The organism is Actinocorallia herbida (assembly GCF_003751225.1).
Lineage (GTDB): Bacteria > Actinomycetota > Actinomycetes > Streptosporangiales > Streptosporangiaceae > Actinocorallia > Actinocorallia herbida.
In genome coordinates this window covers 509,254-523,886 of record NZ_RJKE01000001.1, presented here as the reverse complement: position 1 = coordinate 523,886, position 14,633 = coordinate 509,254, and the positions used below count along the sequence as shown (strand labels likewise).

The 14,633-nt window shown below is 68.6% G+C and carries 11 protein-coding genes; 8 read left to right on the top strand and 3 right to left on the bottom strand.

The features are described from left to right. The first annotated feature begins 5 nt into the window (after window positions 1–5). Both EDD29_RS02645 and EDD29_RS02640 read left to right on the top strand, forming a co-directional pair. Window positions 6–1,736, top strand: coding sequence for a DUF262 domain-containing protein (locus EDD29_RS02645; protein ID WP_123662001.1), 1,731 nt, complete (start codon window positions 6–8; stop codon window positions 1,734–1,736). A gap of 134 nt (window positions 1,737–1,870) precedes the next feature. Beyond that, window positions 1,871–3,433, top strand: a complete 1,563-nt coding sequence (locus tag EDD29_RS02640) for a hypothetical protein (RefSeq protein ID WP_211359531.1) — start codon at window positions 1,871–1,873, stop codon at window positions 3,431–3,433. A 188-nt stretch (window positions 3,434–3,621) separates the two neighbouring features. Here the strand turns inward: EDD29_RS02640 and EDD29_RS02635 are convergent, their stop codons facing one another. Next, complete coding sequence (locus tag EDD29_RS02635) at window positions 3,622–3,813, bottom strand: hypothetical protein (protein ID WP_123662000.1); 192 nt, start codon at window positions 3,811–3,813, stop codon at window positions 3,622–3,624. After that, on the bottom strand, window positions 3,810–4,052 hold the full coding sequence (locus tag EDD29_RS02630) for a hypothetical protein (protein ID WP_148085860.1): 243 nt from the start codon (window positions 4,050–4,052) through the stop codon (window positions 3,810–3,812). The genes EDD29_RS02635 and EDD29_RS02630 overlap by 4 nt, the downstream gene beginning before the upstream one ends. Window positions 4,053–4,372: 320 nt before the next feature. Here EDD29_RS02630 and EDD29_RS02625 point away from each other — a divergent pair, with 320 nt between their 5' ends. The 3 genes from EDD29_RS02625 to EDD29_RS02615 all read left to right on the top strand — a co-directional run bounded on the left by EDD29_RS02625 (window position 4,373) and on the right by EDD29_RS02615 (window position 8,009). After that, the gene (locus EDD29_RS02625; RefSeq protein WP_123661998.1) at window positions 4,373–5,398 is read left to right on the top strand and encodes a hypothetical protein; all 1,026 of its coding nucleotides are present in this window, start codon (window positions 4,373–4,375) and stop codon (window positions 5,396–5,398) included. A gap of 128 nt (window positions 5,399–5,526) precedes the next feature. Further along, window positions 5,527–6,624 carry an IS630 family transposase gene (locus EDD29_RS02620; RefSeq protein WP_246052465.1) on the top strand — a complete coding sequence of 366 codons (1,098 nt, stop codon included), beginning with the start codon at window positions 5,527–5,529 and terminating at the stop codon, window positions 6,622–6,624. Between the two features lie 56 nt (window positions 6,625–6,680). Then, complete coding sequence (locus tag EDD29_RS02615) at window positions 6,681–8,009, top strand: IS630 family transposase (RefSeq protein ID WP_246052464.1); 1,329 nt, start codon at window positions 6,681–6,683, stop codon at window positions 8,007–8,009. Between the two features lie 589 nt (window positions 8,010–8,598). Here the strand turns inward: EDD29_RS02615 and EDD29_RS44875 are convergent. Then, a complete protein-coding gene (locus tag EDD29_RS44875; RefSeq protein WP_148085859.1) occupies window positions 8,599–8,829 on the bottom strand; it encodes a hypothetical protein in 231 nt (76 codons plus the stop codon). A gap of 215 nt (window positions 8,830–9,044) precedes the next feature. Here EDD29_RS44875 and EDD29_RS02610 point away from each other — a divergent pair, with 215 nt between their 5' ends. The 3 genes from EDD29_RS02610 to pglW all read left to right on the top strand — a co-directional run bounded on the left by EDD29_RS02610 (window position 9,045) and on the right by pglW (window position 14,629). Continuing rightward, window positions 9,045–9,944 carry a helix-turn-helix domain-containing protein gene (locus EDD29_RS02610; protein ID WP_123661997.1) on the top strand — a complete coding sequence of 300 codons (900 nt, stop codon included), beginning with the start codon at window positions 9,045–9,047 and terminating at the stop codon, window positions 9,942–9,944. Continuing rightward, on the top strand, window positions 9,941–10,129 hold the full coding sequence (locus EDD29_RS02605; protein ID WP_123661996.1) for a DUF397 domain-containing protein: 189 nt from the start codon (window positions 9,941–9,943) through the stop codon (window positions 10,127–10,129). The genes EDD29_RS02610 and EDD29_RS02605 overlap by 4 nt, the downstream gene beginning before the upstream one ends. Window positions 10,130–10,339: 210 nt before the next feature. Beyond that, window positions 10,340–14,629, top strand: a complete 4,290-nt coding sequence (gene pglW, locus EDD29_RS02600; protein WP_246052463.1) for a BREX system serine/threonine kinase PglW — start codon at window positions 10,340–10,342, stop codon at window positions 14,627–14,629. Window positions 14,630–14,633: the final 4 nt, after the last annotated feature.

Below are 14,633 nucleotides of genomic sequence, written 5' to 3'. Positions count from 1 at the left end.
ACGCCATGACCACCGACGCGGACGAGCACGGCCTCACCGGTCCGGAGAACCTCACCTCCAGCGGCGGCGGGCAGCTCCGGGTACAGCCCGAGGTGAACCTGCTGGAGGGCTTCCTCGACGAGGTGCACGTCGGCCAGCTGCGGGTCCCGAAGTTCCAGCGGCCGTTCGTCTGGCGCCCCGAGCAGATGCTCGACCTCTTCGACAGCATCGAGCGCGGCTACCCGATCGGCAGCGTCCTGCTGTGGAAGACGAACCTGGAGCTGGAAAGCCTGAAGCAGGTCGGCGGCCTGCGCGTACCGGAGTCCTCGGGCTCCGATCTGACTTACGTGCTCGACGGGCACCAGCGCCTGTCCACGCTGTACTCCTGCCTCTACCGGCGGGACGACGACGGCGAGGAGGGCCCGGACGACTGGAAGTGGCGCGTGTACCGGGTCCTCGGTGCGGGCGACACCCGCTCGAACCGCTATGTCCACTGGCGGAAGGCCGCGGCGCCGCCGGACAACTACCTGCCGATGCGCTCGGTTCTGAAAACCCTGGATTTCCTGTCGTACGCACGCCGGCTCGGCGACACCCGCCGGGGCCCGGCATTCGATGCGCTCATCGAGGAGGCCGAGCAGGTCGCCCAGCGGATCAAGTCCTACAAGATCTCGGTGGTGAAGCTGCTGGGCGGCGACCTCTCGCAGGCCGTCGAGGTCTTCTCCCGAGTCAACAGCAAGGGCCAGGAGATGAGCCCGGACCAGATGGTCTCGGCTCTCACCTACGCGGGCGGTTCCACCACGCTGGCCGACAGCATCGACGGCATCCTGGAGCGGATCGAGGGCGAGGGCTTCGGCCGGATCAACTCGACGACCGGGTTCCGCGCACTGCTGGCCGTCGCCGGTGAGGAGGAGGTCACCGGAGCGCGCTGGGACGTCCTGGCCCGCCGCGTCGAGGGCAAGATCGAGCGCGCGGTGCACGACACCGACGAGGCGCTCTCCCGCGCGGTCGCCTTCCTCAAGACCAAGGTCGGGGCGCCGCTGGCGCGGCTGGTGCCGTATCCGAACGCCCAGCTCATGCTGCTCGCCCAGTTCTTCCACCTGCGCCCGGAGCCGACGCAGGGGCAGAGCGACGCCCTGGTCCGCTGGTTCTGGATCACCTCCTGGTCGGGCCACTTCGCGAGCGTCAACTCCACGACGAGCCGCCAGTCCATCCAGGACATGTGGGCGTTCGCCGAAGGCCAGATGCACTTGGCGGACTTCGCGGGCTCGCAGGGCATGTTCGACTTCGTCGAGCAGCGCCCCCGCCCGTTCCCCGAGCGGTTCGACCTGCGCAGCGCCCGTGTCCGCGCATACGTGCTGTGGGAGCTGAAGACCTACCCGATTCGCCGCTCCCTCAACGGCCGTGAGTACGCGGCCGTCGACGTCGTCCGCGACCACGACACCGCCGGCTTCCGCAAGCTCATCTCCATCTCCGGCCTCGCGAACGGCTCGAGCCCAGGCAACCGCGCCGTCCTGGAGCCCAATTCCTTCGCCATCCCGACCGACCGGTTCCTCCACCGGAGCCTGCGCATGGCCGCCGAGGACGGCGCCGTCGGCATGTCCCCCGACGCCCTTGTCCTCTACGAGTCGGGAGCGGCCGAGGAGTTCATCTCCCTGCGCGCCTCCCGTCTCGCCGAGCAGGAACTCGCGTTCATCAACCAGATGGGCGTCGCGATCCCCACCCAACGCGCCGCAGAACCTGACATCGACACCGAATGACCCGCCGTCCCTCACCCCAACAAGCTTCGCAATTCTCCGTATAAGCCCGCAGAAGCACTGGTCTGCGCTTGAATCACGGGACCGGCGAACGAGGGAGCAGAAGACGCATGCGGGAAACTTCGGACTCTTTGGTCTTGGTGGAGGTGGTCCCCGGGGTCGTCGTGCCCTTCGGCGAGCTCCCTGCGGAACTCGAACTCGATCTGCTCGACTCCTGGCTTGCACCGACCTCCGACCGTGCTCGGATCTCCGCTGTCCTGTCCTCGATCGGGAACACGGCGACCGTAGCCGGAAACCTCGCGACGGCGGTCGCCAGCGCGCAGGGTCTGTACAGGATCGGCGGCGTGACCCAATCGCTGCTGAACTCCGGCGCGACGCTCGCCGTCAAGGACGGCGCGAACCTCGGCGCCGTGATGCTCAACGGCCGCGTCATCGCGCAGGCCCGCTTCGTCCCGGTGACCGCGGTGAGCGCCGCACAGGCCGCGACCGCGCTCGGGCCCGCGCTGGCCATGGTCGCCCTGCAGATGCAGTTGAGTGAGATCACCGGCCTGGTCAAGACCAACATCGCGCTGACGAGCCGGGTACTGGCGGAAATCCGTATCGGGCAATGGGCCGAGCTCATGGCGCTCGTCGCCACAATCGACCAGGCCATCGACAGGGCTCGGGAGATCAAATCGGTCACGACGTCCGAGTGGGAGAAGATAGTCGGCAGCGAAACGGCACTGATCGCGCAGCGTAGGCAGTATCGGCTGAAAGTCGATAAGCACCTCCGGCAGATCCACGGGGTCGACGCGACCGGCCGCCGTGCGTATCTCGAGGCCAACGCCGAGGCGATCGTCTTCGACGCGAACGCCCTTCTGTCCTCCCTCAAGGCGTGGATCGGCTACCAGGCGCTCCACGCCGCGAGGGCGCGAGAATCCGTGGACGTCAAGGAGGCCCGACTCGTCGACGTCATCCTGCGCGACACTCGTGCGGAGTTCGAGGTCGCGCTCCCCGAGACGAAGAGACTCGTCAACTCATTGACCAGGGAACTGCGGATCATCGCCGAGCTCTCCGGACGCGAAACGCTCTCCATGCCGAGCAAGCGGAGGGACTCGGCGGCGGCCCGTCATGCCGCGGCCCATCTCCTCGAGGCCATCGAGCCCCTTGCAGATGTCCTCCGTCCGCCGGCACCTCCACTCGAGGCCCCGGCCGTCGTCTGCGCGCCGGAATCCCTGGGCCCTGAGCCGTACCTGCGCGTCCTACGCTGGTTCCTCGACGACGGTGAGACCGTTCGCGTCCTCGGATTCCCCGAGCAACTCGACGCACTCGGCCCCGTCTCGGCGATCCTCAGCGGCGCGAAGGAGAAGGTGGCGGCGGCGCGGGACAAGGGAGCGGCGAGGACGCTGGTCGCCATCACCGATCGCCGCATCATCACGGCCAAGGCGAGCGCGTTCCTGGAACAGGGCGAACTCCGCCAGGACATCCCGCTCGACCAGGTGCGCTACGTCAGGTCAGCCGCCGCGCAGGACAAAGGCGGGCGTCGCACGATCGACCTCATCACACGGGACGAGAACATCCGTTGGCTCTTCCCCACCGACGTCGAGGGCACCCAGGTGGACGCATTCGCCGCCGTGCTCGCTGAGTCGATGATGATCCCGGAGGTCGAGCGCAAGGCGCTCCAACAGCGGCATCTCGCTTCCATCGAAGCCGGAGGGTAGGACGAGGTCGGGCGAGGTCGGGAGGAAGCCGACCTCGCCAAGTGAGCCTAAGCCGCAACTGACGTAGGAGCCGGCATCGGGCGTCGGCTGCCCAGCGGGCCTTGCGCGGAGCAGCCGAGCTGAGATGAGCGGGTCGGGCACTCGCTGGATCGCCGCTGTCCTGTAAGGCTGGCGTGGGTTGCCTCGGGTCAGGGCGGCGGCGGTGCTCCGCCTTGGTCATTGTCGTCGCGGCGGGCGGCGAGGGGGATACAGATGAAGGGTGTGGCGACCGTGATGGTCGTCAGGAGCGCTTCGGGCCAGGTGGCGCCGTTCATCAGGGCGAGGAAGAAGCCGCCGGCAGTGGCGGCCGTGCCGATCGCGGTGAAGGCGCGGCCGTTCATCGCGTGGCCGCGTCGGGTTCGAGGTGCGGGTCGGCCCAGAACGCGATGAGCTGTTCCTCGGTGAGGTCCTCACACGGGCCGGGCGGCAGGGTCCGGCCGGTACGGACCTCGCGGTCTGCGATGAGCAGCATCAGCAGGTTGTGGTCGGGGCCGTCGGCCGGCCGGGGTCGGCGCACGGGCGGCTCGGCTCGTCGGTGTGCTCGGCCCCGGGCCGCGCACAGCGTGGACATGGTGGTCATGGCCCCAACCTTTGCCCGCCCCAGGCTCAGGCGACCATGCCCTCGGCAGCGTCCGGCAGATCCCGGCAGATCCTTCGCGCATGCGAGCAGCGGCGAACATGAAGGCGTTTTCACGGGATCTGCCGGGATCTGCTGGAGTTTGCCGGGATCGGCCATCCGGCCCTGACGGCTTGATCCGCGATGGTGAAATGCCTGTTACGGGGCTACGCCACCGGAAGCGCGCACTATGCGCAGTTCTCCGGGGCCGCCTCTGTCAGGAAGGGCCGGTGGCCGTGGCCCCGTCCTTCTCGGGTGGCCGTTGATCAAGACAGGTGGGGGCCTTGTATGAAGGTGATCGCGCGGGAGAAGCCGATCCCGTCGCCGCGTTCGTCGCCCGGCTGAACCGCGCGCTGCTGTCCGCGGACATCTCCAATACCTCCGAGCTCGCCCGGCTCGCCGCCCGCCTCCTGGCCAAAGGCGAAATCAGCACTTCGCTGGCGCGCTCCACCGTCGACGACCACCTCAAGGGCAATCGGGCGGGCCTGCCCGACTGGAAGCTGGTCCGGGCGATCGTCCGGGTCTGCCGCGCCACCGCAACCCCAGAAGGGCTCGCCGAGATCGGCACCGAGCGTCAGTGGGGTGACTGGTACGCCGCCGCCCAGCAGGACCTCCAGCGGGCCCGCCGCGCGCCCCGTCCCGGATCCCCGCCCAGGCCCGTGCATGACGTGCTGCCGGCGCCGGTCACCGAGTCCGGCCCGCTCGACGGCGACGCCCTCGATGACGCCTTCGCCATCTACGCCGGTGGCGACGGTGAACACGACGACCGCCTTCTCGCCGCCTGGCCCCAGGGCGCCTCGACATGGCCACCCGACGACCAGCTCCAGCCTCCGCCCGGACCCTCCCTGGCGGAGTACATCGTCATGTCCCCGGCCCGCTTCGAACGCGAGGTCGCCGAACTGTACGGAGACGAAGACCTGCGCTACGGGCTCGTCCCCCTGCCCACCGCCGACTTCGACCAGATCGCCGCGGACTGGATGACCGCCCAGTACGGCCGTACCGGCGGACGCCTCTACCGCCAAGCCGTCGCCACTTCCCCGGAACGGCCCCGCAGCGCCTACCTCATCGCCGTCCTGCTCGGCTGCGACGGCTTCACCCGACATTCCACCGCCTGGCTCTCGATCGCAGCACGAGCGGGCTACCAGCGCGCCATCGAACTCGCCACCTACCCCGACCTCACCCTCGGATGCAGCATCACCGCCCACCTCATCGGCAACGAGTACGAGCGACGCCCCCAGACCGCCCGTATCTCCCACGTCTTCTTCCAAGCCTCCAGCCGCGCAGCGTCGACGGCCCAGAAGACCTCATAGCCGGTCTTGGCACCGACACGGCGGTCAGTCCGAACTCACTAGTGGCTCGTCCCTGAACGTTCCTGGGCTATTTGATCTCCGAGGGTGGGCGCGGGAGCCTTGTCCCAGGCCTGTTCTGGGAGGTGGTCGTGGCGCGTAAGCCCGAGGTGTTCGTGCGTGCGTTGTCGATGGAGGAGGGCCGCAAGCTTCAGCGGATCACCCGGTCGGCGAAGGACCCGGTGAAGCTGCGGCGGGCGATCGTTGTCTTGATGTCCGCTCAGGGCCAGTCGGCATCGGCGATCAGGTCGTTGATGCAGGTGAGCGACGACTATGTCCGGTCGGTGGTGCACGCGTTCAATGAGCGGGGGTTCGATGCGCTGGACCCAAAATGGAGCGGGGGCCGTCCGAGGAGGATCGGTGAGTGGGTGCGTGAGCGCATCTGCCTGATCGCCCGGACGACCCCCGCCGAATGGGGCATCACCGCCTTCTCCACGTGGAGCCTGGCCAAGCTCGCCGCCCACCTGGAGAACATCGGGCTGGTCACGTCGCTCAGCGTTGAGCACCTGCGGCGGATCCTGAAGACCGGCGGGGTGTCGTGGCAGACCACCACGACCTGGAAGAGCAGCAACGATCCGGATTTCATCACCAAGATGCACGCCGTCCTGACCCTCTACGACACCCCGCCCGAGGGCGGGCGGGTGATCTGCGTGGACGAGTTCGGGCCGCTCAACCTGATGCCCCGCAAGGGCAAGACCTGGCGGCCGGCCGGGCATCCGGCCAGGCTGCGCGCGACGTTCAACCGCAACGACGGGGTCCGGCACATGCTCGGCGCCCTCGACCTGGCCACCGGCAGGATCTACTACCGGATCCGCAACCGGAAACGCTGGCGCGAGTTCCTGTCCTTCCTCAAGTCCCTGCGCGCACGATGGCCCGGCGAGCGACTGCACGTGATCTGCGACAACTACTCGCCCCACAAGCACCCCGAGGTCAGGGCATGGGCGACCGCCAACGACGTCGACCTGGTGTTCCTGCCGACCTACGGCTCCTGGCTGAACTGGATCGAATCCGAATTCGCCGCCCTGCGCTACTTCGCGCTCAACGGCACCGACCACCGCAGCCACCGCGAACAGAACACCGCGATCGGCGCCTACATCCGCTGGCACAACCAGCATGCCCGACCGAAGACGAGCTTCGCGGCCAGCTCCCCGATCCGCTCCTGGACCAGTTACCCCAGCAAGGTTGCGTGACGAGCCACTAGTGTCCTGCGCCTGAAATTCGTTGGTTAAGTATGTATCGTGTTGTTATGGCGAATCGGGGTCCTGCTGCGGTCGAGATCGAGCTGGGTGAGGTCGAGCGGGCGCGGTTGGTGGGTGTGTCAGTGGAGTCGTCGGCGTTGGCTCTTCGGGTGGGGATCGTGCTGGCGTGTGCTGAGCCCGGGGCGAGTAACGCGCGGGTGGCGCGTGATCTAGGGGTGTCGGTGACGACGGTGCGCAAGTGGCGGGCGGCGTTCGCGCGCGGTGGGGTGGAGGGGTTGCTGGATGCGCCTCGGGAGGGCCGGCCCAAGGCCGTGCTGAGGGTGGGTGATGATGAGCGGGTGGTGCTGGTGCGGTGGGCTCGGCGGGCGAAGTCCGCGCAGGTCCTGGCGATGCGAGCGAAGATCATATTGGCGTGTGCGGACGGGATGAGCAGCAAGGACGTCGCCGCCCGGTTGGGGGTGGACGCCTCCACCGTCTCCAAGTGGCGTGGCCGGTTCGTCCGGCTGGGGTTGGATGGGTTGATGGACGAGGAGCGGCCGGGCCGGCCTCCGTCGATCACTCTGGATCAGGTGGAGGAAGTGGTGGTGGCGACGTTGGAGGAGACGCCGAAGAACGCCACACACTGGTCGCGGGCGTCGATGGCCGAGCGCAGCGGCCTGTCGAAGTCGACGATCGGCCGGATCTGGCGTGATTTCGGGCTCAAGCCGCACCGGGCTGAGACGTTCAAGCTGTCGACCGACCCGCTGCTGGTCGAGAAGGTCGTCGACATCGTCGGCCTCTACCACGACCCGCCCGAGAAGGCGGTGGTCCTGTGCACGGACGAGAAGTCGCAGATCCAGGCGCTGGACCGGTCGCAACCTGTTCTGCCGATGATGCCGGGCATGCCCGAGCGCCGCACCCATGACTATGCCCGGCACGGCACCACCACCCTGTTCGCAGCCTTCGACATCGCCGACGGCACCGTCATCGGCCAGATGCACCGCCAGCACCGGGCCGCGGAGTTCAAGAAGTTCTTGATCACCATCGACAAGACCGTGCCCGCCGACCTGGACGTCCACCTCATCGTGGACAACTACGGCACCCACAAGACCCCGGCGATCAAAGCGTGGCTCGCCAAGCACCCACGTTTCCACATGCACTTCACCCCGACGGGGTCCTCCTGGATCAACCAGGTGGAACGCTGGTTCGGCTTCCTGGCCGACCAGAAGATCCGCCGTGGCGCCCACAAAAGCGTCCAGGCCCTGGAAGCCGACATCCGCGACTGGATCAACGACTGGAACAGCAACCCCCGGCCCTTCATCTGGACCAAGACCGCCGAAGAGATCCTCGAATCCCTCGCACGATTTTGCCGACGAATTTCAGGCGCAGGACACTAGCATCATGGCGCTGAGAAGGTGACTGAACCTGCGGACTGGAGGAAGCCGGAGTTGCGGGCTTCAGCCGCCGCCTGTCGCCGAGGCCGCCCCGCCGGGAGTCGGGGGTGCGGCCTAGGCGTTGCGGCGTGTCAGGCGGCCAGGGTTCGGCGTGGGCCGGGGCCGGGAGCGGTGGACGGGTGGGGTGCCGGGTGCGCGGGACGGACGGGCCTGGGCGAGCTGCTTGGGCAGGGCGGGGACGTCAGGTCGGGTCGGGTGATCAGGGGTGATGGGGCCCGGGTGGGTGGGACGGTGCGCGTGGTCGCGGGTGCTGGGAGCGAGCGGCTCCGGAGTGTCGGGGCGACCAGACGATCTCCCGGGTGTGGTCGGCGGGCGGGAATGGGCGGGACGAGGGAGGGTGGGGATTCCTCAGGATGTGCTGGTGCGGGACGGGGGGTCTCGGCGGTGGGGGCGAGGAGTTCCGGTGCTTCGGGAAGGTGGTGGTGGCGGCCCTTGGGGGTGAGGCGGTCACGGATCGCGCAGGTGATCAGGAGGAGGGCCAGGACGAGGACGTAGGAGGTGAGGAGGAAGGTGCCGAGGAGGCCGTAGGGGATCACAGGGTGTCCTCGATGGCGTGCTGGGCGGTGAGGGCGGCGGTGAGTTCGTCGGGGGTGTCTTCGATGAGGGTCATGTGGAGGCCGGCGACGAGTTCGGCGTCGGTGAGGCCGAATCTGTCCCAGCGGGTCGCCATGAGGGATGTGCCCTCGGCCGTGGGACGGATTCTCCAGGTGGGGTATTTCTTGCGCAGAATGTCCCAATCAATGGGCGGCAGCGGCTTGGGCATGAGAGACCTCTTTCCATCGGTGAATGTCACTGATGAAGAACACTCTGCACCCGAATAACTACCGAACACCAGGAACCCTACCGAAGGGAAACTTAGGACATATGAAACCCCAAATGAAACCTCTCGAGGTTTCATTCATCATGCACACATAATCCCCGACCCGCAGATCGTCACCACTTCGCGGATTCACAGGCCGCATCCCGGATGATTGACCTATGGTGTTCCAAACCGCCGGGGCCCATCACCCCCACCGAAAAGACATGATCTGTCTTGTTTCCGGGGAGGAAGCCATGCCCGCGAAGCGCGAACCCCTGACCCTGGCTCCGCTACGCGCGTTCGCCGACGAGCTGCGCGCATGGCGCGAGCAGGCAGGCCTAACCAAGGCAGAGCTGTCCCGCGAACTCCGATATACCTCGCAGTACGTGGGCCAGGTCGAGGACTGCAAGAACCTGCCGTCCCGCAAGTTCGCCGAAGACTGCGACGCCCACTTCACGACCAACGGCGTCTTCCAGCGCCTGTGGAAGACCTTGAGTAACACCCGCCGCCTCGCCTACCTCCCCAAGGGGTTCCCGGAGTACTTGGAACGCGAGCGCCGCGCCAACACCATGAAGATCTTCTCACCCATGCTCGTGCACGGGCTCTTTCAGACCCAGGAGACGATCAACGCCATCATGTCGACCGCCAGCGACGGGGAAAGCGCGTCGGGCGTAGCGGAGCAGCGCGTTGAACGCCAGCGTCAAGTCTTCGACCGAGTGAGTCCGCCGACCATATTCCTTGTTCTCGACGAGGGAATTCTGTACAGGAGGATCGGCAGCAAAGAAGATCATCGAGATCAGCTCAGGCACCTGCTCACCCTCGCGGAACGCGCACATGTGATGGTTCAGATAGTTCCGCAGGATTGCGGCTATTATCCCGGGCTCACCGGAGGCTTCATCGTTCTGACATTGGAAGATGGAAGTCGCGCCGCCTATACCGAATCCGCCGGTTCAGGAGTCTTTGTTGACGAACCGGGACAGACCGCAGAATTCGATGTAAGGTTTGACATGATCAGAGGCCGAGCAAAGTCTCACGACGAATCCCTGATCATGATCCGCAAAGCCATGGAGAACCTATGATCGGCGACGTCAGGCTGGAGTGGCGCAAGAGCAGCCACAGCGGGCACGAGGGGGACTGCGTCGAGATCGCAACGGCTACAGACCGCATCGTGATCAGAGACTCAAAGAACCCCTCCGGGCATGCGCACCACCTCTCCCTGGCAGCAGCCGCAGTCCTGATAAGGGCGATCAGAGAGCGCCGCTGAGTTGCGCCACCTCGACTTACGGCCGGGTCAGTGGGTGGCCTGCGGGCCGCTGTTTATAACGATCTCCAGAGAATTTCCCTATGATCTTGATCTCTTTCCTCCGCTCAGTCGTATGGGCGGTAACCTGCTCGTTCGGGCAGAAGGACGGGGCGAGGAGAGACGCGGGTGGCATCCGGTGGTCGTAGGCCTGTTCCCCAGCCGCCGCGGGAAGTGCGGCGGTGGTTCCAGGAGCGGCCTTCGGAGCATCCGCATGAGCAGGAGGCTCTGGACTACGTCCGCGGGCTGATGCCCAAGAACGAGCCGTACCGGGCCTGGGCGACGTTCACCTTCACCGCCCGGTCTGGCCGGGTCAACGAGTGCGATCTCCTTCTCGCCTCTCCCAGCGGCCTGCACCTTGTGGAGTTCAAGGCGCACCCCGGCCGGGTGGTCAACTCGGGGCAGACCTGGCGGTTCCACACCCGGGACCGCCGCATCCTGACCCTTACCAACCCGCTGCACCTGACCGACCGCAAGTCCAAGGAGCTGCGCAGCCAGCTCCAGTGGGCGGTCCGTGAGCTGGGTCTCAACGTGCCGATCCCGCGGGTCGAGCCGTCGGTGTTCCTCACCGACGACCGCCTCGTTTGCGAGCTGGACGCCGCCCAGCGCCCCGCCGTCTACGGCCGGTACGCCGAGTCGGGTCTTCCCGCGTTCGAGCAGGGCATCCTGCTCGCCTCCAAGCCGCAGCCGCTCGACGCCCGGTTCTCCCAGCATCTGCCGAAGCTCCTGGAGAAGATCGGCATCTCCCAGTCGCAGCGGCACCTGCGCTACGGCGACGCCGACGACTGGAAGCTGGAGCCCACCCCGCTCGACTCCGGCCCCACCTGGGAGGACAGGCTCGCCCGCAAGTCCGGCCTCGTGGAGGAGGAGGGGCGTGTCCGGATCTACCTGGTCCCGCAGAGTTCCTCCGACGAGGCGCGGGCCTCGGTGCACCGTGCGGCGCTGCGCGAGTACCAGGTGCTCCAGGGGATCACCCACCCCGGCATCGCCCAGGCCGTCGACCTGCGCGAGCACCTCGGCGGGTCCGCCATCCTCTTCCGCCACGGGTCCGATGACCTCCGCCTGGACACCTACCTCGACGTGCACGGCGCGAACCTGGCGCCGGAGACGCGGATCGGCATGATCCACCAGCTCGCCGAGGCCCTCCGGTACGCGCACGGCCGCTCCCTCTACCACCGGGCCCTGTCCGCCCGCTCCGTCTACGTCTCGGCCAAGGCCGACGGCAGCAGGCCGCAGCTCCGGATCATCGACTGGCAGACCGCGGCGCGCGACTTCGACACGTCCTCCGGCCGGAGCCTGGGCAACAGCCCGGCCGCCGCCGACCACATCGAGGACTCCGCCCAGCTCTACCTCGCCCCCGAGTTCGACGGCCGCTACCCCGATCCCGTCGAGCTCGACATGTTCGGCCTCGGCGCGCTCTCCTACCTGATCCTCACCGGCCTTCCCCCTGCCCACGACCGGGCGACCCTCCTGGACCTGCTCAAGGACGGCGGCCTGCGCCCGTCCGGCGTGGCCGACGGCGTGTCCACCGAGCTCGACCAGCTCGTCCACGACGCCACGCTCGGCGACGTCACCAAGCGGATCGAGTCCGCCGACAGGTTCTTGAAGCAGCTCGACGCCGCGACCCGGCGGGCCGAGGAAGAGGCTCCGGTCCAGGCCGACCCGCTGAGCGCGGTCCCCGGCAACGTGATCCGGATCGACGGGCACAAGGCGTGGACGGTCGAGCGCGTCCTCGGCACGGGATCGACCGGGCGCGCCCTCCTCGTCTCCTGCGAGACCGAGGACGAGGAAGGGGAGCGCGACACCGACCGGCGCGTGCTCAAGGTCGCCGTCGACGAGAACGTCGCGGCCGACCAGCTCCGCAAGGAGGCGCAGATCCTCGCCAAGGTCGGCGGCGGGCCGATCATCCGGCTCCTGGACGGGCCGCAGACCCTCGCCGGCCGTACCGTCCTGGATCTGGAGTACGCCGGCGAGCAGTCGCTGCGCGCCTGGCTCGACACCGACGGCAAGCTCTCCTACCACTACCTGTCACGCTTCGGCGAAGATCTGTTCCGGGCCCTCGACCAGCTCGCCGGCAAGGGCGTGCGGCACCGCGACCTGAAGCCCGAGAACCTCGGCGTGTTCCAGCGGGTGGACCGCAACCGCGAGCTGAAGCTCTTCGACTTCTCCCACGCCGCGGCCTCCGACCAGGACACCCGTACCGGCACCCGCGGCTACCTCGACCCGTTCCTCGGCACGATCAGCCGCCCGGCGTTCGACGACCACGCCGAGCGGTACGCCGCCGCCGTCACGCTGCACGAGATGGCCACCAAGGAGCGCCCGGTCTGGGGCGACGGCCAGACCAGCCCGGCCGTCACCGGCGACGACCACCCCAAGGTCGCCGCCGAGCTGTTCGAGCCCGCGCTGCGCGACGGGCTCACCGCCTTCTTCCACCGGGCCATGCACCGGGACGTCGCCCAGCGGTTCGACACGCTGCGCATGATGGAGGACGCCTGGCGCGAGGTGTTCCGGGCCGCGGACGCGATGGCCCCGATCGGCTCCGAGGCCTCCGGCGCCACCTTGGAGGACCAGCGCGAGGCCGCCGCCGAGGCCGCGACCCTCGACACGAACCTCCGGGCGTCCGGGCTGTCGCCCAGGGCGGTGTCCCTCGCCGACTCCTTCGGCGCCTCGACCGTCCGCGAACTGCTGGCCATCCCGCCGCACGAACTGTCCCGGGCCCGAGGCGCGGGCCGCAACATGCGGCGCGAGCTGCTCCAGCGCCGCCGCCAGTGGGAGCCTCTGCTCACCGGCCCCGTCGAACCGCCTCCTGCCCCTGAGGGTGCGACCGATCAGCTCACCGGGTACGAGGGGCGCCTGGGGATCGACGTGCTCGCGCGGCTCGTCGCCCCGCCCGCCGGGAGGCGCGGCGCGAAGGGATACAAGGCCGTCCTGTGGACCCTCGGCCTTCCCGCCGACGACGAGCCCGCTCCCCCGGTCTGGCCCGCCGCCCGGCTGCTCGCCGACCGGTTCGAGATGACCACCCAGGCCGTCTACAACGCCCTGTCCAAGAGCGCCGGAACCTGGTTCGCGGCACCGTGGCTGGCGAACGTCCGCGACGAGCTCGTCGCGGTCCTCGCCAGGAACGGCGGCGTGATGACCGCCGGACAGCTCACCGCGGCGTTCCGGGCGGCCCGCGGCGGTGTAGAGGGCACCCAGGAGCAGGCCCTCGCCCGCGCCACGACCGTGATGCGGGCCGCGATCCTCGCCGAGACGTGGAACGGACGGCCTGAGGAGGACGAGCCCCGGCTCACCTACACGCGGGCCCGCGACGAGATCTTCGTGAGCCTGGAGTCCCTGCCGGGCACCGACGACCCGACGCCGAGTGAGCTGGTCGAATACGCGCTCGCCCTCGGTGCGGCCGCCGACCTGCTCGCCGACGCCGATCCGCTGCCGGGCCGCTCAGAGGTCATGGCCGCGCTGCGCCTGGTCGACCCGCCCGAGGGTCTCGACGCCTTCCCGGACGAGCGCCTGCTGGCGCTGGCCGCCTCCGCCTCGCGCTCCGCCGTCGCCTCCCCTCGGCTCGACCTGTACCCGCGAGACCTCGACCTGCTGCGGGCGCTGCGGATCTCGCAGGCCGCCGCAGGCGCGGCCCACGACCGCGGCATCGGGGTCGCCGCGCTGCTGGAGCGGCTGCGCGCGAGGTTCCCCGACCTCGCCGTGCTGGAGCCCGCCCCGACCTACGTCGAGCTGCAGGACGCCCTCCGCGACGCGGGCTTCCCCTACACCTACGACGCGAGCACCAAGGAGTTCCGGCCGCCCGCGCCGGCGCCGCACCCGTCGTCCACCGCGACGGGCATGTTCACCTTCACGCCCGGCGACGGCACGGCAGGTCAGCCCGCGCACCGCAGCGAGCTGAACCTGCGGCGCGCGCTCGACGAAGGCGGGTTCGTGGCGCTGACCATCGCGCAGAAGAAGGTGCCCGGCACGGTCGAGCGGCTCGGCCTCACCCATCCGGTGCGCGTGGTCGACGTCACCGACGTCTTCCTCCGGGAGCTGCGTGGACTCGCGGCCGAGCAGGGGACCGACTTCGCCGGCCTGCTGCGCGCCGACGACAAGTACGGGCGCACCGGCACGATCCCTCCCGGCTTCGCCTCCTATGTGAAGCTCGCCTGGGAGCGTACCGTGACGGCCATCACGGCGCTGGGCGCGGACCCGAAGACCGTCCTGCTGCTGCACAACGCGGGGCTCCTCGCCCGGTACGCGGCCGACGGCGGTCACTCGGCGCTCGTGGCGCTCCAGCAGGCCGCTCGCCGCCCGGAGACGGCACCTCACGGAATGTGGCTGCTGTGCCCCTCTCAGGCGCCCAAGAACAGCCCTACGCTGGACGGAATGACGGTCGAGGCCATCGGCTCGGCCGAATGGTCGGTCCTCGACACCTCCTACCTCGACGCCCTCGCATCCCGCGACTCCCTCGGAAAGGCCTGAGCCC

What these genes read in the sequence shown, in the direction of transcription:
- EDD29_RS02645 (WP_123662001.1), top strand. Translation starts at nt 6, where the DNA reads ATGACCACCGACGCGGACGAGCACGGCCTCACCGGTCCGGAGAACCTC.
- EDD29_RS02635 (WP_123662000.1), bottom strand. Translation starts at nt 3,813, where the DNA reads ATGAACGGCCGCGCCTTCACCGCGATCGGCACGGCCGCCACTGCCGGC.
- EDD29_RS02630 (WP_148085860.1), bottom strand. Translation starts at nt 4,052, where the DNA reads ATGACCACCATGTCCACGCTGTGCGCGGCCCGGGGCCGAGCACACCGA.
- EDD29_RS02615 (WP_246052464.1), top strand. Translation starts at nt 6,681, where the DNA reads ATGGCGAATCGGGGTCCTGCTGCGGTCGAGATCGAGCTGGGTGAGGTC.
- EDD29_RS44875 (WP_148085859.1), bottom strand. Translation starts at nt 8,829, where the DNA reads ATGCCCAAGCCGCTGCCGCCCATTGATTGGGACATTCTGCGCAAGAAA.
- EDD29_RS02610 (WP_123661997.1), top strand. Translation starts at nt 9,045, where the DNA reads ATGGTGTTCCAAACCGCCGGGGCCCATCACCCCCACCGAAAAGACATG.
- EDD29_RS02605 (WP_123661996.1), top strand. Translation starts at nt 9,941, where the DNA reads ATGATCGGCGACGTCAGGCTGGAGTGGCGCAAGAGCAGCCACAGCGGG.